This window comes from Myroides sp. DF42-4-2 (assembly GCF_030326445.1).
Lineage (GTDB): Bacteria > Bacteroidota > Bacteroidia > Flavobacteriales > Flavobacteriaceae > Flavobacterium.
Map to the genome: position 1 here is coordinate 83,558 of NZ_JACAKI010000012.1, position 24,037 is coordinate 107,594.

Consider the following 24,037-nt stretch of genomic DNA (forward strand, 5'->3'; position numbering starts at 1 on the left):
CCTAAAGTATAACTAATTTTTCTATTTTCTCTACTTTTTTTCCTGTCTGCGTAGAACGGACAGTCATGCGGTAAATGTACACTCCTTTTCCTATTCGATCGCCAAAGTCATCTCGACCATCCCATTGGATTTCTCTACATAAATTTCCTTCTGTGACCACCTGCTGGTTAATTGTTTTTACAATTCTTCCAGCAATAGTCATGATTTGTACTTGTACATCCAATGGCTCTAACGGTCGGTTATGAGTAAACCAAAACTCGGTATAGCTGACAAAAGGGTTTGGGTAATTGAGGACATGCTCAATTTTTAAAGCCTCGTCTTGTTTAACCACAAATTGTATCTCACTTGTTGACAAATTATTGTAAACATCCCATACTTTAAATTGTATGGTATGTACTCCTGGCTCAAGATCTTTCAACTGATAGGTGACCTTTCCCTTTCTGAAGTTGTCCACTTCTGTTTCGTAATAATCATTGAGAACAACAGCTTGTTCTTCCTTGTCATTTACAACAATTGAGATATCGTGTCCGATCCCACTTGCGGTATTTATCCCACTCTCATCTTCAACAAACGCAAGAAATATTGGATTATTGTCTGTCAATCCTCCCGAAACAAAAGATTCATTGTCCATATAAAGTCTCGCCATCGGTGGTGTAGTGTCCTTTGGTGCATTTTCATTAAACCCTCCTATCACTACCTCATCATTACTTCCGGTGTATTCGACTTGATTATTAGCAGAATAAAAACTCACTTTGCCCTTGCCTTCATTCAGACGAATGTCTTTAGGCATAATAAAATCAAAGGAAAAAGCCCCGTTTTTCACACTGGCATTTCCGCGAAAAACAACTTCGCCTAGCGTTTGAAAATCCATTAAAAGCAACCCTTCATTTGTTGATACATTGTCATTACCTAAGGTTTTCTTATCCAAATACTTATCAAAAACCTCAACCGCTAAACGACCCGTATACGATTCGACTAGGTTGTCTTGTTCGTCTTGTACCTCACCTTTCATTTGCACATAATCCAGCGCTTTAACCGGTTGTTGTGTCGTTTGATCCACCTCGTTCTCATTTACTTTGGACAACACAACCTTTAATTTGGGCAGGGCGATTTTTAATGCTGGATCTCCAATAAAAGACACGACATTTTTATCGCGATTGGTATATTTATTTTTAGTGTGGCGCAGCGCATCTGCTACAGAATAGGTTGTTGAATGCTCAAAAAACAAATCCGTAAACGTGCGGTTTAACAATCGTCCAATATCAATTCCGATCTCTCGTGTAGTCCCTACCAAGGCGATTGCTCCTCCTTTAGTATTGTTGTACAGCACTTCCCCTCCACTCGTATAGTTTGGATCGTCAAAACGACTAAACTCACATGTAATGATCGAAAATACAGGGTATTTGTTTTCATTGGTTAATTTTCGGGCGTCCTCAATTGTAAATACGCGTTCCTGTCCTAGACCATCTTCCCCACCGTGTCCTAAATAATTGACAAATAACGCGCCCTTTTCAATTCCATCCAAGAAATCCATACGCGCTTGAGGATAGCGATTTCCACCCGCAGCTGTTTCTTGTACATAGGCATCTAGGTAAATTTTCTTTGGATTAAAGAACGGATGATTGGCAACAATTCGCTTGACAATCGTATCGGTTTCAACTTGCAAGGCATAATCTGATTCTTTATCGACATCATCTGCCATGGCGATCAAATTGTTCTTCCAACGTCCTTTTGCCTCCTCTCCGTAGTACGTTATAATTTTTTGAACCGCTTGATTGGCTTCATCTAAATTCTTGACCAACATTCTTCCTACCGTTACGTCAATTCCAAAAGCCAAGCTATACATATCGCCCTCACCTTCATCGAGCAACCCGTAAAAATCATCCGACATAAAGGTGGTATACATCGAGAAGTTGGCATTGCTATTTTGGGCTTTTTTGTTTTTATTCATCCCATAATGCAACGGAACAATATTTGTATTTTGCTCTATGCGCTGCTTGTAATCATAAGATCCTGTTCCTACTATATTAAGGTATCTTAACTCACTGCCTTTTTGTTGCATCGCTTCGGAAACAAAGCGAACAAAGTTACGAATTGCCGTACCATCTTGCTGACCTGACGAAAATTCATTGTAAATCTGCTCCACAGCAACCACTAAGGGGTTCAGTTGACTGTGTTGACGGTGAAACTGTGCCAACTGCTGTGCTGCTGGAACTAAGGCCTCATTAGTAATAAGGAGGTAATCTACTGCAGCTTGAGCGTGAACCATGCCTTTGAGATCCTGATTGCGCACCCGACTGTTGTTCACCATTTTTGGACTATAGTAATCCGATGGAATTTCAACTTGAAAGTACTGTGTGCTTCCTCCTTGTGTTTTAAAGCTAAACTGCGGTTGATTTCCTACGGCAATAACGCGAATCGCACTCGGGTCAGTGACTTCCCAAATGCGATGTACCGCGTTGGTTTGGGTTAAACTCCAACGCAACACACCGGCCGTTGTTTTTGTTTTTGCATTGGAAAAACGATACTGTTTATTTCCTCCGACCAAAGTCCCTGTGTATAGGAATTCAATATAATCCAAATAGCCTGTCGAATTGGGAACACCTCCATTTTGGTAGGTTACGGTTACCTCAGCAAAAGGAGAACTCAAATACTCTTCCTTCTCTACATAGCTTTCGTAGGCTTTAGTCGTTGCACTGCGTATAGGAAAAAAGGAAACTCCTCCTACATATCTGCCATTAATTTCAAAGGAAAAAGAAGTATTTCCATAGGAACTTGAAGCTGAATTAGCTCCAAACACAACCGGTATACTAGGATTCAAATGCAGTAGCTCGACTGAAAAACTCCGTTCATTTACCAAACCAAACTCCTCACCAAACCACTTGCGTCCCAGTTTTCCAATATTGACCAAATCGCGTTCGTGAAAAACACGTCCATCAAATTCTGTAATTGTCTCTACTTCTCGTCCGCTAGGTTCAACCATATTGGAGATGCGCAATCCCTGTTGTTGTCCATAGGTAAGGAAGTAGATTCCCTCATCTGTATATAAATTTTGATAGGTTAAACTCTCCTCATTCCACTGATCTACCCCCGTGGCATAAAACAAAATATAGTCATTTGCATCTAGGGATCCCTTTTCTTCTCCGTGTACGTAAATACTATTTTCTTGCAGGTCGGTCGGATAATCGCCTTGATTGACGAGGGGCAACATGCTTCCTCCACTTCCGAAAATCTGAATCGTTCGTGGATCCACCCCTTGAGGCACCCCCAACTGAGTCAGAAAATTGCGATCAAGCTTGTAAATTCCAGTTTTCTCAACACCAAATTTGAACCAATTTCCCTGGCGCAAGACGGATGCAGTGGCGCTATTCTGTCCCGTTAAGAGTCGTCGATTCTGCACTGATGAAGAGGATATAGACTGATTTTCGAGACTATAGGACAAGCTTTTTACGCGTTTTAATCTACCATTTTCGTACACAATAGGAGAAAAATACAGCAAAACTTGTGGTTGATTGTTAGTATAAATCGTCTTTAATTGGAGATTTAACCCCTCTTGATATAGATTTTTCTTCTCACTTGACAGCAAATTACTGTCTAATTCTTCGTACGAAACTTGCACAATTCGTGCAGTATTTTTAAAATTAGTTGAATTATTTATTTCTGAAATTATGTAAATTAACTTATTATTAACACTTTCAAATGTTAAATTTTTATCTATTTTGGACACATCAAAATCAGAAGTTGTCAACGCGCGTTCTACCAGATTATTGTCCCACTTCAGCTCTAATCGGTTAGATTGAGAAAAAAGTGTAAAGCAAGTAAGAATCAGTAGTGTATTAATAATTATTTTCATATATATTTGCATGAGGAAGAATTGTTCCTAGGCAAAAATAATTATTTTTTCCATACACAATACGCTTCTAAAAAAAGCGTTATTTAAGTGATCATTATTATTTTGAAACATAAAAATTAAGTTTTTTTTAAAATATTCACAGCAAGGATATTGCTAATTAATCGTTAATTCTTATATTGCGTCAAATTATTTACCCGTTTTTAACATGAAGATTAATAGACTTATGACTTTACAACTGCTTGCTGGCCTACTAGCTACAGTTGGTTTAACGAGTTGCAGTAACACAAATAATGGAGTTTCTTCTGCTACTGGTTGGAAAATAAATGATAAAAAAGGAGGCTTTCAGTACAACACTAATTTTGAACAGCAGAATCCTAAGGGTATGGTATCCATTGAAGGGGGTGCTTTTACAATGGGAAGAGTACAAGATGACATCATGGCTGATTGGAACAACAATCCAAAGCAACAGTATGTGCAATCTTTTTATTTAGATGAAGCTGAGACAACAAACATCGCGTATAACGAATACTTATACTGGTTAAAAAGTGTTTTCCCTCCTACGAATCAGGTGTATGCAGAAATTTACAAAAGCGCTTTACCCGACACAACAGTTTGGAGAAGTGGTTCTGGATTTAATGAAACACTAATTTCCAGCTACTTAAGACATCCTGCTTACGCAAATTACCCTGTAGTTGGAGTAACTTGGTTGCAAGCCAATGATTATGCAAAATGGAGAACAGATCGAGTTAATGAATTAACGTTAGAAAGAGCTGGGTACCTAAAAAAAGATGCTAAAATTGTGGAGGCTTACGCTGATGCACACTTTAGCACTGAAACTTATTTAGCAAATCCTGAAGCTGTATACGGTGGAAATAGTGATATCGTATACCGCGGAGTAAAAAATAAAGCAAAAGAAGGTGAGAAAAACCTCTATGCTACAATGAATTACGGACTTTTCACTGCAGAATACCGCCTACCTACTGAGGCAGAATGGGAATATGCTGCAATAGGAATGGCTGGAACAAGAGAATACAACAACTACCAAGGAAGAAAAACATATCCATGGGAAAATCCTACGAAAAAGAGAGGAAGCAATGGACGTAACAATACGTTAAAATCACAATATGCTAACTTTAAACAAGGTCGTGGTGATTATGGAGGAATTGCTGGTTGGGCAACTGATAACGCAGATATTACCAATGCGGTAAAATCATATGCTCCAAACGATTTCGGTCTATACGACATGGCTGGAAACGTTGCGGAATGGGTAGCTGACGTTTACGATCCTCAAATCGACCAAATTGACACTGATTTCAACTTCTTCAAAGGAAACATCTACTACAAAAATCAAATAGGTCCTGACGGAAAACCGCAAATTGTAACAGATCAAACGGTTGTGTTTGACACTTTATCTAATGGTCGTCTACGCGTGCGTAACTTACCTGGACAAGTAGCTCAAACGGTGTATGATGCTAATACAAATGAGGCTACAGGAGAAGAAAACGCTGAAGAAACACAAACTTCAAGAGCGAAAAAACAAACGCAAATTGCCAATATTTACAACGAGAAAAGCCGTGTAATTAAAGGTGGTTCATGGAAAGACAGAGCTTATTGGTTAGATCCTGCTACAAGAAGATTCCATCCAGAAGATCAAGCTACTGATTATATCGGATTCCGTTTAGCCATGACGAAAGTGGGGCAAAAACAAGTAATCCGCAAAACGAAAAACTAATATATAACGCTATATTTCTTTTAAAAGTCCTAATTTTAATTAGGACTTTTTTTTTACTTTTGACTTATGAATATACAAGAACTATACAGCTGCTTCTTAGAGGCTGACGGCATATCAATTGATACGAGAAATATTACTCCTAACAGTCTTTTCTTCGCTTTAAAAGGTGATAACTTCGACGCAAATGAATTTGCACAAGAGGCTTTGAACAAAGGTGCGCGTTATGTGATCATGGACAATTCCAAACTCGTAACGGATCGCGATAAGATGTTTCTTGTTCAAAATTCTTTAGTCGCGCTCCAACAATTAGCCAATTACCACAGACAACAATTGGGTCTTCCTATTATTGCACTAACGGGAAGCAATGGAAAAACAACGACCAAAGAATTGATCAAATCTGTTTTAAGTCAAAAATACAACGTCAAAGCAACCCAAGGGAATTACAACAATCACATTGGCGTTCCTTTAACTCTGTTGCAATTTGACGACGAAACTGATATAGGCATTGTAGAGATGGGTGCAAACCACCTCAACGAAATTGCTCTTTTATGCAGCATTGCACAACCTGATTACGGCTATATTACCAACTTTGGCAAAGCTCACTTAGAGGGATTTGGCGGTTTTGAAGGCGTAATTAAAGGGAAAAGTGAGCTCTATGACTACCTTGAAGACAATCATAAGATGGCATTTGTCAATGCAGATGATCCACGTCAAGATGCCAAAACGATGACCTTTTCACGATTTACCTTTGGCTCCAAAGACACAGAACCCAACCTAGAGGTTACTTATCTTCCTACAGCAGAAGTAGCTCGTATTCAAGTCGGTAATCAAGAGATACACTCACACCTCACTGGAACATACAACGCCACAAATATGGCTGCAGCAGTAGCCATTGGACATTATTTTGGTGTTAGTCTTGATGCTGCAAACCGAGCCATTCAAAATTATGTTCCAACGAACAATCGCTCACAATGGATGAAACAAGCGCCTTTTACCATTCTACTTGATGCGTATAATGCCAATCCATCAAGTATGGAGCTATCTATTGCCAACTTTGATCAATTGACTGCCACTACGCCTAAAATTTACATCTTAGGGGATATGTTTGAGTTAGGAAGTGCAAGTGAGAAAGAACACCAAGCCATCGTACAACAACTAACAGAAACCACACACGCCAAAGCGTTTTTCATTGGTAGAGAATTCTTCAAAACAAAAAAATCAACTCAAGTAGAATCCATGGAGTTCTATGAAACCCTCGATAATTTCTTTACGCAATACCCCAAGATAGAAGAACTCTTGGCAAATAAAACCGTTTTAATTAAAGGTTCAAGAGGAATGGCTTTAGAAAAAATCGTTTCTTTTTTAAAATAATCCAAAGGCTGAATAACGTATTCAGCCTTTTTTGTTTTACCTTCATCTCCTCAAAACAACAAAAATGCAAGAAAAAGTTTATCCTAACGCAATTCCCACAGTGGATATTGCGGTACTGCGTTTAAATGCAGACCAAACCTATTCCCTATTACTGGGTAAAAAAGAAAATGAACCCAAATGGCGTTTTGTAGGCGGATTTGTCGATGCAGATGATTCTAGCTATGAATCAGCCGCTGTAAGAGAGTTATTCGAAGAAACCAACCTCGTAGCTACTCCAGACGAGATACGCTACTTAGGCTCAACTAAAATCGATGATCCCCGCTACCGCAACCACAAAGACAAAATCATCACCCATTTGTATCTGTTAGAAATTCCTGCAACAACAGCAGATATTCAACCCAAAGATGACATCAAAGCCTTACAATGGTTCCCGCTAACTACTTTCTCTACAGAAGAGGTTATGGAAGTGCATCATCCCATCGTTACGCTGTTTATGCAGTATTTTGAAAGACTTTAATTTCCTAAAATAATCAGGTCAAGGATAAGCTCAAAAGCTTATCCTTTTTTATTTTCATCAAAACAACTCTTTCTCATTTTCCTACATTACGCTTTTACAAAAAAATCACATCGTGAGCTCATTGGAGTAAAATCAATAAGTACCCACTAAATTTTGACTATACTCTAAGTATTAAAAGGGGAACTAGAGTCGTCAAAATTAAGATCATTATGACATATTCAGAGTTTTTTACAAAAGATTCAATGTATACGAATTGTCTTCTTCTTCTACTTACCATCTACTTTTATAAATTTCATATTTCACCTCCTAAATACGAATACTTTCGAAATAAATTAAAAAACAGGACTGCTTTTTGAAGGCATCATGAATATAACAATTTAAAATTTTTATACCATGAAAAAACTACTTTTATTAGCCCTATTATTTCTATCTATTGGTTTGTATAGCTTTAGTGATGCTTTAAATCTTAATCAATTAGAAGGTTGTATGGATGATGGTAACACTAGCGCTATGAATACGGATGCTCCAACATGTCAAGGTGGAGCACGTACTTGTTGTGTTGCAGTAAGTCAGAAACATTCTTAATCTACAAGGAATTAGTAAAAAAAAGGAGGTTCGATTAAGCCTCCTTATTGCACTCGAGAACATGAAAAAAAAAATAATTAATATCTTAGTTATCTTACTTTGTTCACTATCATTCATATTTTTATTATTGATAATATCAACTAAGGAAAAACAAAAAATACAATTCATTGGTGAACGATCTTTTAAAAACACTCCTACAATTATCAGCAAAACACAGCTAGATAATAATTACGCACTTTTAAAAATCTACAAAGAAGATATCCTTGTTACAAGTTGGGAAGGAGATAATAGAGGGGTGATTTTTAAATTAGACTTAAATTCTAATAAGTTCAAACAATTAATAAATTTAAAAGAAATAGTAAATAAAAACACTTCAATAGCTGATTATCAGTTCATTAATCAGGATGGAAATGATTTATTATATTTTGTAAATATTTCAGATTCAAAGAATATATTTATCGCTTCGAAAAATAAAATTATCGACAAATACTCGACTAATCATGCTATTCAAAGAGTAAATTTTAGCATAGAAGGGATATTTACTACAACGTGGGATTCTACTATTAGTCCTCAGTATTTTAAAAGTAACTTAAAAAATAGAATTACCAAACCTATTCCCTTTAATTATTCTAGTAAATTTAATTACGATGGAATATTACTTGACGGAATTGTTAGTTCTAATGAAAATTATATAACTATAACTTCTTATGCACAAAATGTAGTATTAATATTTGATAATAATTTTACATTTATTCGAAGCATGAATTTAAATTTTGTCAATCCTGAATTTAAATTTAACGAGATTTCAGGTAGAGGTCCTGTAATTAATCCTAATAATATTTATCCTAATATACATGCCGATTTATATAAAAAGCATTTGTATGTTTTGACTAATGATACAGGTGTGTTTGAAGATGGGGACTATTATATCGATATGTATGATCTGGTTACAGATAAGTATTTAAAAAGCTATAAGTTTAATTTTTTAGCAGGAGAAACACCAAAAGAGATTAAAATACTAGAAGATAAAATCTATTTATTAACTAATAAAGCTTTATATATATATGAGAAAAATTAGTTTAAATACTTTCAGGTATGGATTAGTTATTTTATATTTTTATACTTTAATCCATAAGCTTATGGACTTGAGTTTTCTTGAAGAGAATTTAAGAAAATCAGCGTTATTAACAGATTATGCTCAAAGTGTTAAATATATACTTCCAGCAATTGAAATTTTAGTAATTATTTTGTTGGTGTTTAATAAACTAGCTTTAAAGGGGCTATATTTTTCATTATTATTGCTTCTATCGTTTACATTTTATTTAATTGCTCTCAATAACTTTTCTTTCTTTGAGGGGTGCTCATGTGGTGGTATTTTCAATGAAATGGAATATCAAACACATGTCTTTGTAAATATCGCTTTTATTGTGTTCAATGTGATTGCTATAATTTTATATGATCCTAATGATTTGATATGATAAAAAAGGTATTAATTATTTTGATACTCTTTCATCAAATGAACGGCATTGCTTCTGATTATTTTTTATTGTTTTCAAAAGGGATAATACAAGATACTATTTCAATAAAGAGTCAAGATTCAATAGTAATGAAAGAAATTATAATTACGAAGCAAGATTTAAAAACAGATAAAGGAAACGTTATTTTTGATGTATGGAGTTCAAGGTTTAAAGAAGGTTTTCAATCAACTGATATATTAAAAAGAATGCCATTTATAATTGTTTCTGATCAAAACATATTTATTAAAAATCGAGATAATATCATTGTGTATGTAAATAATGTTAAGATAAATTTAGAAGGAAAGGAGTTGATCGAATATCTTAATAATCTCCCTACTGATAAGATTAAAAGAATTACGATTAGTGGAAATAATTCATCTAAATTAGAGTCCAAAGTTGGAGGTGTAATTTATATAACATTAAAAAACACAAAAAATGAAATTGGATATTTTTTAAACTCCTCTGTGATACAGAAGCAGTACACCAATTATTCTAATAATTTTTCAACTAATTACAATAAAAATAATCTTACTCTTCGTTATAGTCTAAATTTACTTAATAATAACACTATTTCTGATGTAGAATCTGAGTTTAGAGGAAAAGAATCTCAATGGCTTAAGACATTTTCTAAAGTTGATAGAAATAAAATTTCTCAAAATTTAGATTTAGATTATCAAGTAAGTAGTAATTTAAATATAGGGATAAATTATAATTTAATATTAAATAAGTCAAATGTAGAAAGCAATAACCAATTAAATAATAATGATTTAAATAGTCAAGAAGATTATTATAAGAGAGAAAATATTAAAAATAATATTTTACTTTTTTATTCATCCTATAAAATAGATAGTTTAGGGAGTAATTTATCTTTTAATACAACTTACTTAAGTCAGCAATTAACTGATAATAATGAGTTGTATTCTTTGAACTATTTAGATTATAAAACCTCTACTCAAATAAAAAATTATGATACTAAATTAGATGTATTATTAAAAAGAGAGAAGATATTTTATGAATTTGGTACTAAGATTAATTTAACAAATAATGCTTACACATTAGAAGAAACATTTAATTTTAATGAAAATCTTTATAGCTTTTATGCAACTACAGGATTTAAAATTATTGAACCTATAGATATAAAAATCGGTTTACGATATGAAAATTATAATTATAAAATTGTTGAAAATTATATTAATAGAAATTTTTTAATTCCTAATCTATTGATTTCTTATACAAATAATCAACATGCTTTGAGTTTTTCTTACAATAAAAGAGTTATAAGACCCTATTTTATATATCTTAATCCTCATAAACGATGTACATCTAGTGAATCATTTATACAGGGTTCACCAAGTTTAAGCCCCTCAATATATCACGATTTGAATTTAACTTATTCATTGGACAACAAATTTTTCTTTAATTTATATTACTCTGATATGAAGCAGCTAATTTCAGCTACTGATAAATTAAATCATGGAGTAATAGAGAAAAAATATGTTAATGATTCTGATTTAAGAGTTGCTGGTACAACAATAAATGTTTTATTATCTCCATTTCCTTGGTTAAGTTCGCAGATGCTATTGGATGGACTTTATTCTAATTCTATCTTGTATGATAAAAAGGCTATTTCCAAAAGTGGATTTGCATTTAATTTTTATTTAAATACTGATTTTAAAATAAATGACAATATTTTCCTTTCAACTTCTTTTTCATATATCCCATCAAGTGCTTCTTTAAATGTTATTTATAAATCAGAATCGTCTTTATCACTCGCAATGAAAGGGACAGTGATTAAAAATAAATTAACATACAGAATATTTGCAAATGATATTTTTAGGCAAGGACGAAAAGATCAAAAAGTTTATTTCCAAGATTATATAAATATTGTGCATAGTTATAATGATAGTAGAAGTATAGGCTTTTCTTTAAATTATAAATTTGGAAAAAAAGTAAAAAGTAAGTATTCAAATCTTACTATGGAACGTGTTGAAATATGATAAGAGTAAGTAATACTGCCTATAATAGTGTTCTCTCATAAAAGATACGGAGAATAAAGGATAATGGATAACCATAAAAAAAGCAACTTAAAAGTATTTTTTAAGTTGCTTTTTTTTATTACTGTGACCGGAATGGGATTTGTTTTAAGTCAAAAATAAAGGATACAATAAGCTATAATTCAATAAATTACTAATTAAAAATAAAATAAATTGTATACTTTATGTATACTTAATTTTTTTTAATGGTTTTCTGAATAAGTAAATTAAAAAGGCAATTACTGCTATTGGTATAATAATCCCCCACCAATTAAACTGTTTTCGATCAATCTTTACATCGTCTCGACCTTCTTCTTTCTTTTCATTTTGGTTAATGTAAAGGTTAGTATTTTCTTCCTTTGTTAATTGATTTTCTTGTTCTTCCCCAGCCTCTTTATTTTTCAAATCAATCTCATCGCCATTGGCCGTTATGGAACCATCAGTATTAAAAGTAATAGATCCATTACGAATATTCAGCTCTCGCATAATTTCAAACACCTTCTTACGATCAAAATGAATCTCAGTCACTTTGGCTAGTTCCTGGAAAGAACTGTTCGTTTCTTCAATAGACAGTTTACTGTGCTTCTCAACTTTTCGCGATCCACAAGATTGTGCTGCTAAACCTAACAGCACAACCAACAACACAACTACTCTCATAAGCGTTTAATTACCGATTTAGCGACGCTTTTAAGGTAATCTGCGTAATTATCCGCAGTTGCATATCCAGCTTTGGCAATCTCTTCAAAAAAGCGATTGTAATCACCGCGAACTTCCCAAGCTTTAGCATAGCGCTTATTCTCCTGAAAGAACAAAGCATGGTCCTGAAAGCTTTGTTCCGGTGTATCGTATTTTCTAAAGTAATCTTTCACTTTATAGACGTACTTTCCATCTGCGCGTCTTGTCATAGATAATACTTCAGGAAATTTCACATTTGGACTCCAAAGAATTTCAGTTGTTGTAACGAGCTGCTTCTCTCCTTTTCCGGTCCATTTGATACCAAAGAAGTTATTTCCAACCACTTTTAATCCCCAACCACTCTCAAGCGCTGCTTGTACCAGAATAGCAATGTAATTCAAACCTGTTTGCTTCTCGATCTCTTTGGCTGCTTCTTTGTACGTATGTACAAAAATTGAGGCATTGTCGAGTGACAACGCTTCAAATACTTCAAAATTAATCTCCTTCATTTTCTTTTCCTTTTTTTAATTTTTCAACACTTAAATCCTTTTGGAAACTATCAAACTTGCCAACTAAAGCAGCTGGAGGGAACACCCCTCTTGTTACAAAATTCATATTTCGCATTGCGGATAGTCCTGGGTAAATACACACAATTAAACGCGTTGTCATCTTGAGATAAGTATAGACTAAATCTTGTTCTTTGGTAATATGTGCCAACCCTTCAAATATTAATCCGCCACACAAAACCATGGATAGTTTAATCATCAAACCAATGATATTCTTTGGCCATTGAAAATCCTTCTTTAACCATAGATGCACACCAGAACCCAACAAATGATCTACTGCAACTAATCCCAGAGCGATTACAACATAATCGATATTCTCACTCCACCACTGCGTAAATACTCCAGACACATTTCCTACAACTACTGCCAATACTCCTACCACTCCTGATAATTTTACACTCACCCCAATCTGCTGCAGATTATACAACAGATATTCTTGTAAATCGATTAAATACTTCATTGTTTTTTTTTCTATAAATTTTGAACTAGCTGAGCGTACCATTTACCATCTACCATAAAAAACATCCAAAATTGATTGCGATTGATTTCTACCTCTTGCATATTAGCAGTGTAATATATATCACTCCCACCATCTACACGAACCTTAAACATATAAGTATCGTATAATGTTCTTAAATACAATACCTTCCCATTGTGATTAGAATTAACACCTGGATTTGGTAATTTTAAATCAATCCGCCTAGAATTACCATGACACAACAATAGTCCTGCCTGAAGGTAACGATCGTAGGTTAGATATTTCACGTATTGATTTCCTTCAATAAAATCGTAATCAGAATTTCCAATCACCAAGGCGTAGATATTAAATCCTCCATAAGCCCCGGCAGTAACATTTATTGCATAATTAGCATTAGAAGGACCGTGAGAAGATAACTCTATTGCAGGATTAGGTGTATTCACTAGTGCCGATTTAGATTCTACCTTTATAGCACCAACCCCCTGATTAATTACATCCGGTTGCTCTTGAGAATATCCTCCAATTAATACCTTTTTACTAGTATGAGTACCAAGGACATTTTGAACCCACAACAACATATTATTACGCTCAACCAACCCTTGACCTTGATTAGACAAGGCATTTCCTGATAGAAATAAATTTCCAAACCAACCATGTTGAGCCTGAATTGCGCCTCGAAACACACCATCTGTAAAAACTACCTTACCCGTCTTCCCATCTATAGAGATAATCGGATTACCATCCTGATCCTTATCCTGACTAATCAGTTTATTTTCCTTAAATATTAAACCTCCTAAATTCGCATTTTCAGCAATTAATAAATTTACTGCCAACTGCTCCAAAGAGTTCAACTGGATAAAAGCGTTGCTTGGATATATTCCTGCAACCACATTATTATATCCTGGCTTTAATTTCCACCAACTATCTGTTGCACGGTGATAGATGTAATCAACTACTTCGTCATTGTTTCGGTAAATATCCCCAACCTTCCATTCGCGTTGAATAGGCAATTGCCCTGGACGACCTTGCGGACCGTCTATAACCTTTGAAATGGATATCGAATCTTCGTATTCTTGGTTTTGGTTGTTCTTTACAACAACGCGATAAGTTTCCACTGTAGCGACTTGGTTGTTTGCTACTACAAAATTTTGATTTGTTCCCACAATCACAGCTCCTGCCCCTTTATACCAGGCATAACTAATCGCTTCAAAATTCTGTGCAACTGCCTTTAAAGTAATGGTTGAAGGAGTGTTGCTTTGAAACTGTGTCCCCGTAGCTTGAATGCGCACCGATTTGATGCGCTCTCTAAGCCCTATTCTTCTTGATCCTCGTACTACTTGTCCCATACACTTTAGTTTTCTTGCGCTTCAAATAGCACACTAATTTCACTTACCCCTGCAGCTTCAATTTCTGCATAAGTAATTGTCAAACTAGCGCCGGTTGTTTGCGCCCCGATATTCGAACCATTCAGTTTAATTTTTTGATACTTATACGTCCATGTACCCGATGCAGGAGTAACCGTTCCTCTATACACAACCTTAGGCGTATACTTGATCGATCCTCCAGGTTGCAAGTCGTCTTCAATCCCTTCAACATTATACATCAGCTCTAAACTATCCGTTTCATCTCTCACCGGCATTGTAGTAGACTTAACGAACTGACCATTTTCAAAAATATCTACCATATAGGTATCGTATGTTTGAATATCCGCTGCAGTCAAGGTCAACATTTGTTGTGTTTTCCCAGGCAATAACATGCGGTTATCTGCTATTGGATCGTTAGCCAAGTCTTCTGATTCATCCAATGTACTTTTATACCACTGATAGGTTATCCCTGTTGTTGTGACAATTCCACCTTTCTCTAAGATTGCTTTTAAAGTCACCGTAGGATAGGTTGTAGTTATCGTCGCTCCACGTCCATTCGCATCGACTATGTACGCATTATAAGTGTTTGCACTTATGTTTTCCTTGACTACATTAATAAGCGCAGAAATCGCAGTGGTATAGCCTCCGGTGTATGCATTCGCGTTAAACTCAATTGAACTTGTTGTATCGATTGAATTCATGATATCCGCTTTAATCTTTAAAGCAGGCACTTGAACAGATCCGATATTATACATTGTTTTTTCAAAACGAGTATCTTCGTCTGATATCACTTGTCCATTGAACTTCCAAACAGCGCCTGTTAATTGCGCAGTTGACAATGGTGCATTGGTAAGCGATGTAAGAACCTGCGCATACACTGTGCGGTGTTCTGCTTCATTGCTCCAAGAACCAACTACAACACCATTCTGATACTTGGCTACAAGTGGCTTATCTGCAATAAGCGAACTAGAGATCGTATCACCTTTTTTCCCGAGTTTAATCGTTCTCGCTCCTCTAACTAATTCCATGATTCAATTCTTTCAATTGCTTCTCGCGTTTCTAATTCTTCATATTCGAAATCAACCTGATTCCCTTGCTGACCAAAAATGGTCAAGATATCCTTTTTAAAAATCACGTCACCATCCTTTTGAGGATAGTAATGACCTGTTGGAATAACCCCTTTCTCAATAGCCGTAGCCTCTTGCATTAATACATACTTCATTTTCTTTATGGTTTTAAGGTTAAATCTTCGCGCAGTTCGTAGTCCAATTGTTTATTTGCGTCGTTCAATGCCTTGATGTCCGCAATCGCTATATTGACTTTAAATCCCTTGTATTTAAAAGTACCATTCGCTTGCTTGAGCCATCCAACAGAAAAGAATCGCTCCGGTTGTTGGATAATTCCATTGTTCGTATTTAATACCATTTCCACTTGTACTGTCGCTGACTCAGGCGAAACAGAAGTAGGATATAACACTTCTTCATGATACTCAGGAAACTTTTTCATCAGCATGAAATCTGCTGTATAAAGTTTCGCTGGTTTTGGATTAGGACGATAGTTTTCTGGGAGAGATGTTTGCGTTTTGTAGTATTCTTTTTTTTGATTGATTAAATCCTGAATATCCTTTTTAGAAGGAGACCAAACTTCACTTTCAGTATTAACTGAGAGCTTTAAATTTTTAAAATAGAAACCAAAATAATTAGGGTTAGAGTATTCTCCAGCAGGACGCCTAGCACCAATTAAAAACCTTGCGCCAACCATGTTTCGAGGAACTGAGAAAACTAATTCCATCATATGTCCTTTATTATTAGCTACAATATCCACATCAGTTATTTTTTTCCATTTAATAACATCTAACCCAATATTACCTGAAGGATGCATTATATAACAGTAATTCAATAGTGTTTTCAAGTCAGGATCAAAATACGGAAGTGCGAGTAATTGCACTTTATACTCAACATCTTTAATCAAATCGAAATTCGTCGAATTAATTACTCCCACAGCAGTAGATGTCGTATCATTTACCTTCCAAACACGCACCGAATCGTAATCAGGTATTTTAACTACATTAGTATAAGTAGCCCATTTTCCCCAATCAGAATTATATTTACCAATTAGGTTCTCAGACTCTTGTTGATACAATCTTCTCCACTCAACCACCTCCGGATCCGCTTCGACTTTCTGATCAACCAAACCATTAAAATACTCTGAACAATCCGCGACTTCGCACTTAAATACATCACCCGTTTTTGATAAAGCTGAAGCAGGAACAAATAATTGATTCTTTGCTGTACCGAAATAACCATTACTATTGGTGAGTAGGGTATTTCCCTTATACCACCAGTAAGCAGCAGGAAGCTTTTCAGCCCCTTGATACAAATCAGCTTGACAAACAAGCCCTTGGTTGTTTTCCGTTGGAAATAGATTGTATCCCACAGGCGCACTAGTTTCGATCAATATTGGCGCCTGAGCAACAGGTAACGTTATAAGATTAAAAGACTCTTGAAAGTTTACGACACGCTTTGTCGTGCTATCCATGAATCTTGCAGAAAACAAAATAGTTACTGGATCCGTATCGCTTACATTTTTAAAGATGGTGATCTTTCCTTTGTCTGCTCCAGTACCAATTTTAAACTCTCTATCAGTCGCCTCGATTTCTTTGTAACCCGATGGTGTTGATTGCTTCCAGCTAACATCGGTTAGATTAGCATTAACCAATCCCGTTACAATATCGTGCGTATCGTTTACCCCGCACTCGACAAGCACAACGTACGGGTCAATACGCCGATCAGGCTCAAAATAACGCGTGTTAGCGTTGTAATTTTGTCTATTTGAACCACTGCGCACAACTACATTTTTGTACGTGTTTAACGGCTTGTAATCTACTTTTATCTTTAGAATTCCCTTTTTCATTATCCTATATTTGTTTGAGCAATTAAACGTTGATTTTGCACGATCGCCTGGCATGTGAATACAATTGATCGCGAGTAAATATTTGGCGTAAAGTCAGCTGCTGTTAAGTGAATAATTCGTTCGGTTTTTCCTTGGGACCATATTGCATCTGAATCGTGATCTTCTTGTGTATCACCTGACTCGCGAAACCATTGCCAAGAAACAACCTCGTTGGTGTAGTCGTTGAAGTATCGCTCGACTGTTGCCGTTAAAGTGGTTTGTAAATTATCTGCTGCGATGGTTTCACCTTCTGAACTGTCGATGAATAAATGTAGAGAATCAGTCCCTAGGATATCATCTACATTTTGATAGGTCAATTGGATATCTAATCCACCACTGACAACAAAGCAAGCTTCATTTTTGACATATTTTAAAACGATAGTTTCATTCGGGCGCAGAAAATAATCCTTTTGCGTGTACAGCTTAATTGGAAAATCAACCCCTACAGCATCGTGAACAATGGTTATATAATCCGTTCGTCTGTTTCGTATCGATACTTCAAAACCATCAGGAAAATTTTGATCAACCAACAATCCGAACACTCCGTTCATCACACCATTAATAAAACTATTCCCACCGATCACCTCAATATTTCGCTTATTAACATCAGCTGCTAAAAGTTTATCCTGGTGATTGACTTGCACCCAACGATACGAAAGTTTAGATACAAAATCACCCACAGCTTCAGATCCTACATTTTGCAAGCCTACATCACTCACATACAAATATAGATACGGTAAGTAGTTTCCTGCTATACGAGGAACAACGTATCCCTCTGCGTTTTCTATTCCAGTGATGAGCTCAAACGAACCACTTGCATTTGCCGCAACTACATCCACTCGATACTTTGCCCAATCCGCTCGCGATACAATAAAAGTAAAATCAACAGCACTTTCAATTTCTTCACCACCAATCTGCCATTTAAAGCCTGTATTGAGCGTAATCGAATTACCCATTAAAGAATACCCTGCATCGTAAATAAAATAATCCTTCTGAGCAATTTTGTCGATTCTCTCATCTAGGTATTGAAAGTTTCCATCCACTTCTGCAGCATTCAACTGCACCCCCTTCTCTCTTCTATATACTATTCTATCTGACATAATCTTCTACACAATATTCATCTACACAATAAATTCGCTCTCTTGTTATGGGGCCAAATACCTCTCCTGGTACGCGAATAAAAACTACATGTCGGATCCAATAATCATTAGTATACGCCTGCAACATGTTCAAATACGTTTTCAATCATTGTTAATTCTGTCTTCCCTTCTGAAAAATCAAGCTCAATACGTGTGGGAATAAACTTTTTATTTTCTCGCCAATGGAATTCAAATAACGTCAACGGACTATGAACCCCAACTGCACGGCCATCTATTTTAATATGTGGTTTTGGTTGCACATCGTGCACCATGCGAGCAAAACATTCTCCATAGCGCAAACTCTCATTTACCCCATTTCGTTTCCAACTTTGTCGCCAGGATTTCTGCTCACTTACCCCTTCTCTTTTAAAAATGAATTTTTTCTTACTATTATCTTGCGCATTGTCTATATGGGACAATCCTATTGTTTTTTTAGTAGAATAATCAATCAAACGAATCTTATTTGAAATAAATTTATTTTTCGAGGATACTTTAATAGACAACTTCGCAATACCAATATCATTGAAAACCGGATCGAAATTATTTAACAATACTGGAGGATATAATCGCAACTGCAACCAACCACTCTTATCGATAAGAAGGTGTTGTTTTTTTACTTTACCACTCAAAGAACTACGAGATTCTATCCACACACGATTGACACCAGTACTATTTTCATTCTGCCACTCATTACGACCTTGAGAAAAACGCAAATCCAAAACAGAATCTTTATACTTTTCTGAATTCGGAAAATTTGAATTCAAAACTTCATTCCCTAATAACAATTCGTAACGCATTACATCCTCATACTCCTTATTATCAAACTTTTCCTTAGTACCATTAACCGTATAAGCCACCAGCTCCAGTTCAAAATCTACTTTTTTCCATTCCCATTGCGAATCGGACTTTTCTATCCATATAGGTTTCTCCAATTCGATATATGATCCACGGACATCAGACTCTATTTTCCACCCAGCCGGACCTATAACTCTAGGCCAACCAGGATTTATATCAGGAAAGGTCTGCCCTGGATAGGTAAACTCATAAAACCATTTACCCTCAGAAGGAACCTCATTAATAGCACAGTTGACTCTTTTCCAATGAACGTAAGGATTATTTGAAAATACCGTCTGATCCTTTTCATAAAACTTCTCATTCACGACATCCTTATCCGCATCATAGGAAGCAGTAACTTCCACCCTCTTCCAAGGAGATTGAACTGAAATCAATGGATCTGATAGAAATGTAACTCTTTCACTATGCAGGGACACTTGTTCCACACCTTTATACACACCATCATACCCATAACGAAAGCAAGAAATCACATCTTTATGTTGCTGATTTATACCAATCAACCACCATTTTCCATTAAACGTAAATAATTTACAGCCTAGATCATGTACAATATTTTCAAGAACATCATAAACAGAATCCTTTTCCCAAGTTCCCGCTATTCCAAACTCATCCTCTTCATAATCTTCTGTATAAAGTCGGCCGTTTACATAAATCTCATCCCAACGGAAACCATTTCCTGCAACAATTGCAGGAGAGAAATACAAATCTTGCAAAAGTCCGGTTGCTTCTAAAGCCTTACATAAGTAACTAATAATTGAATTATCACTGGTGTAGTAAGTATTATCCGAAAACTCTTTTCCCTCAAGAGCCGCAATACCATCTGTTGCTGTCATAGACACAAATAACGTTGGAGATTTATAAGGCTCACTATACTGATCAGGCAGCAAAAAACCTCGCCATAAGAGCACATTATGTTCATCCGTTAAATCCACTCGATATCGAGTTTCAGAACCAGTAAACAAATGATAGAATTTACCATCAGCCCCATCTTTAACCAATAAATCAAACACCAAAGACGATGTCATTAAGGATTGATACTTATCATCAGCCCCTTCATAGATAAGTTTTATAGAGCTTTTCGCAGCTTGATTTTCAATTGTTTCAAACGGAAATAACGCTGAATCAATAGACTGAACAACAACATTTCGTTGTGTATCAATAATCTTAATCACAACTTGCTTCATTATCCTACTCTTTTACGTCTTGTTGCATGTCGATCTAGTACTAACTGTAAATCGCTTCCACTAGCTATCAATTTACCTCCTAATAAAATTTGAGTCACTCCACCATTCGCTGGCTCAATCAAATCTTTTAGTTTATTCAAAGGAGCAATAACCTCCGGGTTTCTAGTTGCCCCAGCATATTCCCCCATTAATCCCAAGGTAGGACCGTATACAACCCCACCATCTGCAAATTTTGGAATAGATGCAAATGCACCTAATATTCCTGCAATAGCTGTAGCTATAAATACCGGAGTAGTAAATACAGCAGCAGGCCCTGTAGAATTTGCTGATTGCGTTGCTCCCACAATTGCATTAGCCATAGCATTGGACAATGCCATTGCAATTAGCTTTAAGATTGTTGCTGCCATTGCTTGCCCAAAGCGTGCCAATCCATCTTCAGCTTGCCCCATGGAGTCTAAGAAGCTATTACTCATTTGACCAAAAGCACCACTAACAGATTCGGCGTAAATAACCGCTTCTTCCCGTTGTTGTGTTAACAGCTGCTGACTTCCCTTTGCTTGACCTTCAATAGAATCTTGAAGGTTCCTGATCGATTCTTTTGCAGTACTTAAGGCAGATTCATTCGTCTTAACTTTAATTTCAAACTCAATGTCTTTAATTTGATTAGACAAGGCTTGATATGCAATATTAGCTTCGCCAAAAACAACTCGGATAGCTTCCCGCTGTTTCTCTAATGTTTTAATTTGTTTTTCCAAAGCAACTGTCGACCCCTCTATTGACGGACTATAATCAACCGTCACTGCAGTTGCTTTTTGTCTTTTTCCTGTAATAGCATCAATCTTCTGTTGTACAGCTTCAATCTTAATCGCAGTCGCATTAAATTCATCAACAGTTAAAGCTTGCTCATTTTGATATTTTTTAAGTTCAGCAATCTGCGACTCGTAAAATTTAATCGTATCTAATTTGACAGCATCAAGTTGTTTGCTTTTTTTTGACGAAACAGAAGAACCTCCTTCTATATCAGCAATTTTAGCTTTATAACCATCAATTTGCTTTTGAATAGCCTTATACTGGTCTGGAGATTTCGCAGTTTCTTTTTGAAGTTTTTGCAAAGACTTGATTTGCTCTTCATAATAAGAGATTGTATTTTGGCTAGAATTTTTAATCACACCCGATTTATCTCTCTCTGCCTTTGCATACTTATCAAGTGCTGTAATTTGCCTATCATACATAGCCAAATCTTTTTCTCTCTGTTTTAAGTAAGGTTCATAAACAGCTAACAACCTCTTTGTATCTTCCTCAGTTTTATTCAAAGATTTAGCATAATCTAGAATTTCTTGCTTAGTTGAAAACACTATATCGGATTGAACACCCAAAAAGGAAAACAATGCATTTGAAGCATCTTGCAAAAAACCCGTTTCCCCCAATTTACTTGTTTCGAGCTCAATTTTTTTTTGAAAAAGTTCAGTTTTCTTAGCCACCATAGCTTGCTCTCTAGCCTTTGAGTTTAACGCATCTATATATTGTCCTATTGCATCAGTTGCTTTTTTCGTATTGATTGTTTCTAGATCAATATTTCCTAAATATTGAGGAGAAATTTCATTAAGCCTCTTAATCGCATCCAAACGATCCCTTTTCATCGCCATTCCATCTTGAGCAACAAGCAATAGTGAGTCCAATTCCGCACGTTCTTGCGCTGTATTCTTCAACGCTTCAGCATTCACATCGTTTAACATTTTTTGCATTTGAGCAGCTTCACTTCCTTTTCTTGTAAAAAAATAAAGCGCCGTTCCAGCCGCAGTAATAACAGTCGCTAACGCAACCCAAGGATTAGCAATAAGAATCGCATTAAGTTTCGAAATACCTGATATAATCTCAGGAATAAAAGCTACTACGCCGCCTATTGTTGAAATAACAGTCCCAGCCATTTGATCTACATAACGACCGATATACATACCTGCTTGACCAATAGCGCTTCCTATCTCTTCAAATCTAGCCTTATGCTCCTCCAACTTAGCAGCCGCTTGATTTAATTTATCAGCCAATTCCTTTACGTTAACCTGAAAACCTACATTTATTGATGCTACTGACATACTATCTCTTATTATTTAATTCCCTTTGCCTATCTACCTTTTCCCAATACGCTTTCTGCTCCTCCACTTCACTAATTTCTTCTTCTAAATCAACCAATGGATCCAATTCTTTTTCAAAATCCAACAAGAATAAATCTTGCTCTTTAAATCCTTTCTTTTGATAAGGCAAAAGACAGGCATACATTATTTTTCGTACCAACATCAAAGACTCATTTTGTCTAAATTGTTTCTTCTTAAAATAACCTTGACAGATGTTAGAGAATTGGCGCATAGTCAATGTATAGAAGTAATCCAACTGCAAACCAATCTCACCACAGGCTAATTGTTCGTAATCATCCCAGGTGAGGTTATTTACTTTCCCAAATCTTCTGATCCTTTAGGATTATTTTCTGCCGGAGCTGAAATCGCCTCAATCAACAATTCAATGACTTGTACAACAACTTCAGGATTACTTCCTAAATAATCCAAAGCCTGATCCTTACTTATCAGATCATCTGAACACTCAACTAAAATATCTGATAGCACATCCAAAGCCTCTAAACTGATATCACCATCTATAACAGCACACACCTTGACTACTTTTTCAAGAATCTTATTCACAGACTCCAAACCCCACTTTTTCCCAAGCCTATACAAGACTGAAAAAGGAAAGTGCAGATTTACATCTACACCTTCAACACTTATTTTAATTTGCCTTTTCATATTATACAACCACCTCTCTTGTTAAATCCCCTTGTCCTACAAAACTAAAAGACCCTTTTACCGCTGATCCCGTAGACGCATCAACGGACGCCTGAGATACTAGCACTTTTCCCTTCAAAACAAAATCTCCTGTTACCGATGTAGTAAACTCAAAATCCAATTCCGTACCGGCTAATTGATAATCAATCAAATCCATCGCGTCTGCTTGGGTTGAATTTGCGGGTTTATCTGCTACTAAAGCTTCTGTTGATGCGCTCCAAGAATACCCATCAGGCACACTAATTTTTCCATCCGTATCCTTCGTTGCTATTTCTTCTAGTTCCGTTGATATATCAACCTTACAAGAAGTAGCGTGGTACAGCGTTTTTCCACCTAAGGAAATACGCACTTTTTTTCCTTTATAAAATTTTTCACTCGCCAT

The 24,037-nt window shown here is 35.8% G+C and carries 21 protein-coding genes; 7 read left to right on the forward strand and 14 right to left on the reverse strand.

From position 1 onward, the window contains the following. Position 1 precedes the first annotated feature (1 nt). A complete protein-coding gene (gene porU / locus HX062_RS10310) occupies positions 2 to 3,853 on the reverse strand; it encodes a type IX secretion system sortase PorU (RefSeq protein WP_286467322.1) in 3,852 nt (1,283 codons plus the stop codon). Between the two features lie 205 nt (positions 3,854 to 4,058). On the opposite strand from porU, the gene gldJ reads away from it, so the two are divergent. The 7 genes from gldJ (at position 4,059) to HX062_RS10345 (ending at position 11,572) form a co-directional block, all read left to right on the forward strand. Next, on the forward strand, positions 4,059 to 5,585 hold the full coding sequence (gene gldJ / locus HX062_RS10315) for a gliding motility lipoprotein GldJ (protein WP_182627230.1): 1,527 nt from the start codon (positions 4,059 to 4,061) through the stop codon (positions 5,583 to 5,585). A 66-nt stretch (positions 5,586 to 5,651) separates the two neighbouring features. Then, positions 5,652 to 6,956 (forward strand): UDP-N-acetylmuramoyl-tripeptide--D-alanyl-D-alanine ligase, encoded by a 1,305-nt coding sequence (locus HX062_RS10320; RefSeq protein WP_286467323.1) that lies wholly within the window; start codon positions 5,652 to 5,654, stop codon positions 6,954 to 6,956. Between the two features lie 64 nt (positions 6,957 to 7,020). Then, positions 7,021 to 7,473: an NUDIX domain-containing protein gene (locus HX062_RS10325; protein WP_286467324.1), complete on the forward strand. Its 453-nt coding sequence runs from the start codon at positions 7,021 to 7,023 to the stop codon at positions 7,471 to 7,473. Between the two features lie 393 nt (positions 7,474 to 7,866). Further along, positions 7,867 to 8,058 (forward strand): hypothetical protein, encoded by a 192-nt coding sequence (locus HX062_RS10330; RefSeq protein WP_286467326.1) that lies wholly within the window; start codon positions 7,867 to 7,869, stop codon positions 8,056 to 8,058. Positions 8,059 to 8,119: 61 nt separating this feature from the next. Continuing rightward, positions 8,120 to 9,136 (forward strand): hypothetical protein, encoded by a 1,017-nt coding sequence (locus HX062_RS10335; RefSeq protein WP_286467327.1) that lies wholly within the window; start codon positions 8,120 to 8,122, stop codon positions 9,134 to 9,136. Next, a complete protein-coding gene (locus tag HX062_RS10340) occupies positions 9,123 to 9,536 on the forward strand; it encodes a MauE/DoxX family redox-associated membrane protein (RefSeq protein WP_286467328.1) in 414 nt (137 codons plus the stop codon). Before HX062_RS10335 ends, HX062_RS10340 begins: the two co-directional genes overlap by 14 nt. Continuing rightward, positions 9,533 to 11,572: an outer membrane beta-barrel protein gene (locus HX062_RS10345; protein ID WP_286467329.1), complete on the forward strand. Its 2,040-nt coding sequence runs from the start codon at positions 9,533 to 9,535 to the stop codon at positions 11,570 to 11,572. The genes HX062_RS10340 and HX062_RS10345 overlap by 4 nt, the downstream gene beginning before the upstream one ends. 219 nt (positions 11,573 to 11,791) lie before the next feature. Here HX062_RS10345 and HX062_RS10350 read toward each other — a convergent pair whose 3' ends face one another. The 13 genes from HX062_RS10350 to HX062_RS10410 all read right to left on the reverse strand — a co-directional run bounded on the left by HX062_RS10350 (position 11,792) and on the right by HX062_RS10410 (position 24,037). Beyond that, positions 11,792 to 12,265, reverse strand: a complete 474-nt coding sequence (locus HX062_RS10350; protein WP_286467330.1) for a hypothetical protein — start codon at positions 12,263 to 12,265, stop codon at positions 11,792 to 11,794. Next, positions 12,262 to 12,792, reverse strand: a complete 531-nt coding sequence (locus HX062_RS10355) for a glycoside hydrolase family 73 protein (protein WP_286467331.1) — start codon at positions 12,790 to 12,792, stop codon at positions 12,262 to 12,264. The genes HX062_RS10350 and HX062_RS10355 overlap by 4 nt, the downstream gene beginning before the upstream one ends. After that, positions 12,779 to 13,309 (reverse strand): hypothetical protein, encoded by a 531-nt coding sequence (locus HX062_RS10360; protein ID WP_286467332.1) that lies wholly within the window; start codon positions 13,307 to 13,309, stop codon positions 12,779 to 12,781. The genes HX062_RS10355 and HX062_RS10360 overlap by 14 nt, the downstream gene beginning before the upstream one ends. Positions 13,310 to 13,320: 11 nt before the next feature. Then, the gene (locus HX062_RS10365; protein ID WP_286467333.1) at positions 13,321 to 14,673 is read right to left on the reverse strand and encodes a hypothetical protein; all 1,353 of its coding nucleotides are present in this window, start codon (positions 14,671 to 14,673) and stop codon (positions 13,321 to 13,323) included. A gap of 5 nt (positions 14,674 to 14,678) precedes the next feature. Further along, positions 14,679 to 15,719, reverse strand: coding sequence for a hypothetical protein (locus HX062_RS10370; protein ID WP_286467335.1), 1,041 nt, complete (start codon positions 15,717 to 15,719; stop codon positions 14,679 to 14,681). Next, complete coding sequence (locus HX062_RS10375) at positions 15,710 to 15,913, reverse strand: hypothetical protein (protein ID WP_286467336.1); 204 nt, start codon at positions 15,911 to 15,913, stop codon at positions 15,710 to 15,712. The genes HX062_RS10370 and HX062_RS10375 overlap by 10 nt, the downstream gene beginning before the upstream one ends. A 5-nt stretch (positions 15,914 to 15,918) precedes the next feature. Further along, positions 15,919 to 17,604 carry a hypothetical protein gene (locus HX062_RS10380; protein WP_286467337.1) on the reverse strand — a complete coding sequence of 562 codons (1,686 nt, stop codon included), beginning with the start codon at positions 17,602 to 17,604 and terminating at the stop codon, positions 15,919 to 15,921. After that, on the reverse strand, positions 17,604 to 18,743 hold the full coding sequence (locus HX062_RS10385) for a hypothetical protein (protein WP_286467338.1): 1,140 nt from the start codon (positions 18,741 to 18,743) through the stop codon (positions 17,604 to 17,606). The genes HX062_RS10380 and HX062_RS10385 overlap by 1 nt, the downstream gene beginning before the upstream one ends. A gap of 107 nt (positions 18,744 to 18,850) precedes the next feature. Next, complete coding sequence (locus HX062_RS10390; RefSeq protein ID WP_286467339.1) at positions 18,851 to 20,821, reverse strand: hypothetical protein; 1,971 nt, start codon at positions 20,819 to 20,821, stop codon at positions 18,851 to 18,853. After that, complete coding sequence (locus HX062_RS10395) at positions 20,821 to 22,914, reverse strand: GumC domain-containing protein (protein WP_286467340.1); 2,094 nt, start codon at positions 22,912 to 22,914, stop codon at positions 20,821 to 20,823. The genes HX062_RS10390 and HX062_RS10395 overlap by 1 nt, the downstream gene beginning before the upstream one ends. 1 nt (position 22,915) lies before the next feature. Beyond that, complete coding sequence (locus HX062_RS10400) at positions 22,916 to 23,116, reverse strand: hypothetical protein (protein WP_286467341.1); 201 nt, start codon at positions 23,114 to 23,116, stop codon at positions 22,916 to 22,918. Positions 23,117 to 23,265: 149 nt separating this feature from the next. Then, positions 23,266 to 23,514, reverse strand: coding sequence for a hypothetical protein (locus HX062_RS10405; protein WP_286467343.1), 249 nt, complete (start codon positions 23,512 to 23,514; stop codon positions 23,266 to 23,268). 103 nt (positions 23,515 to 23,617) lie between these two features. Further along, positions 23,618 to 24,037: a hypothetical protein gene (locus HX062_RS10410; protein WP_286467344.1), complete on the reverse strand. Its 420-nt coding sequence runs from the start codon at positions 24,035 to 24,037 to the stop codon at positions 23,618 to 23,620.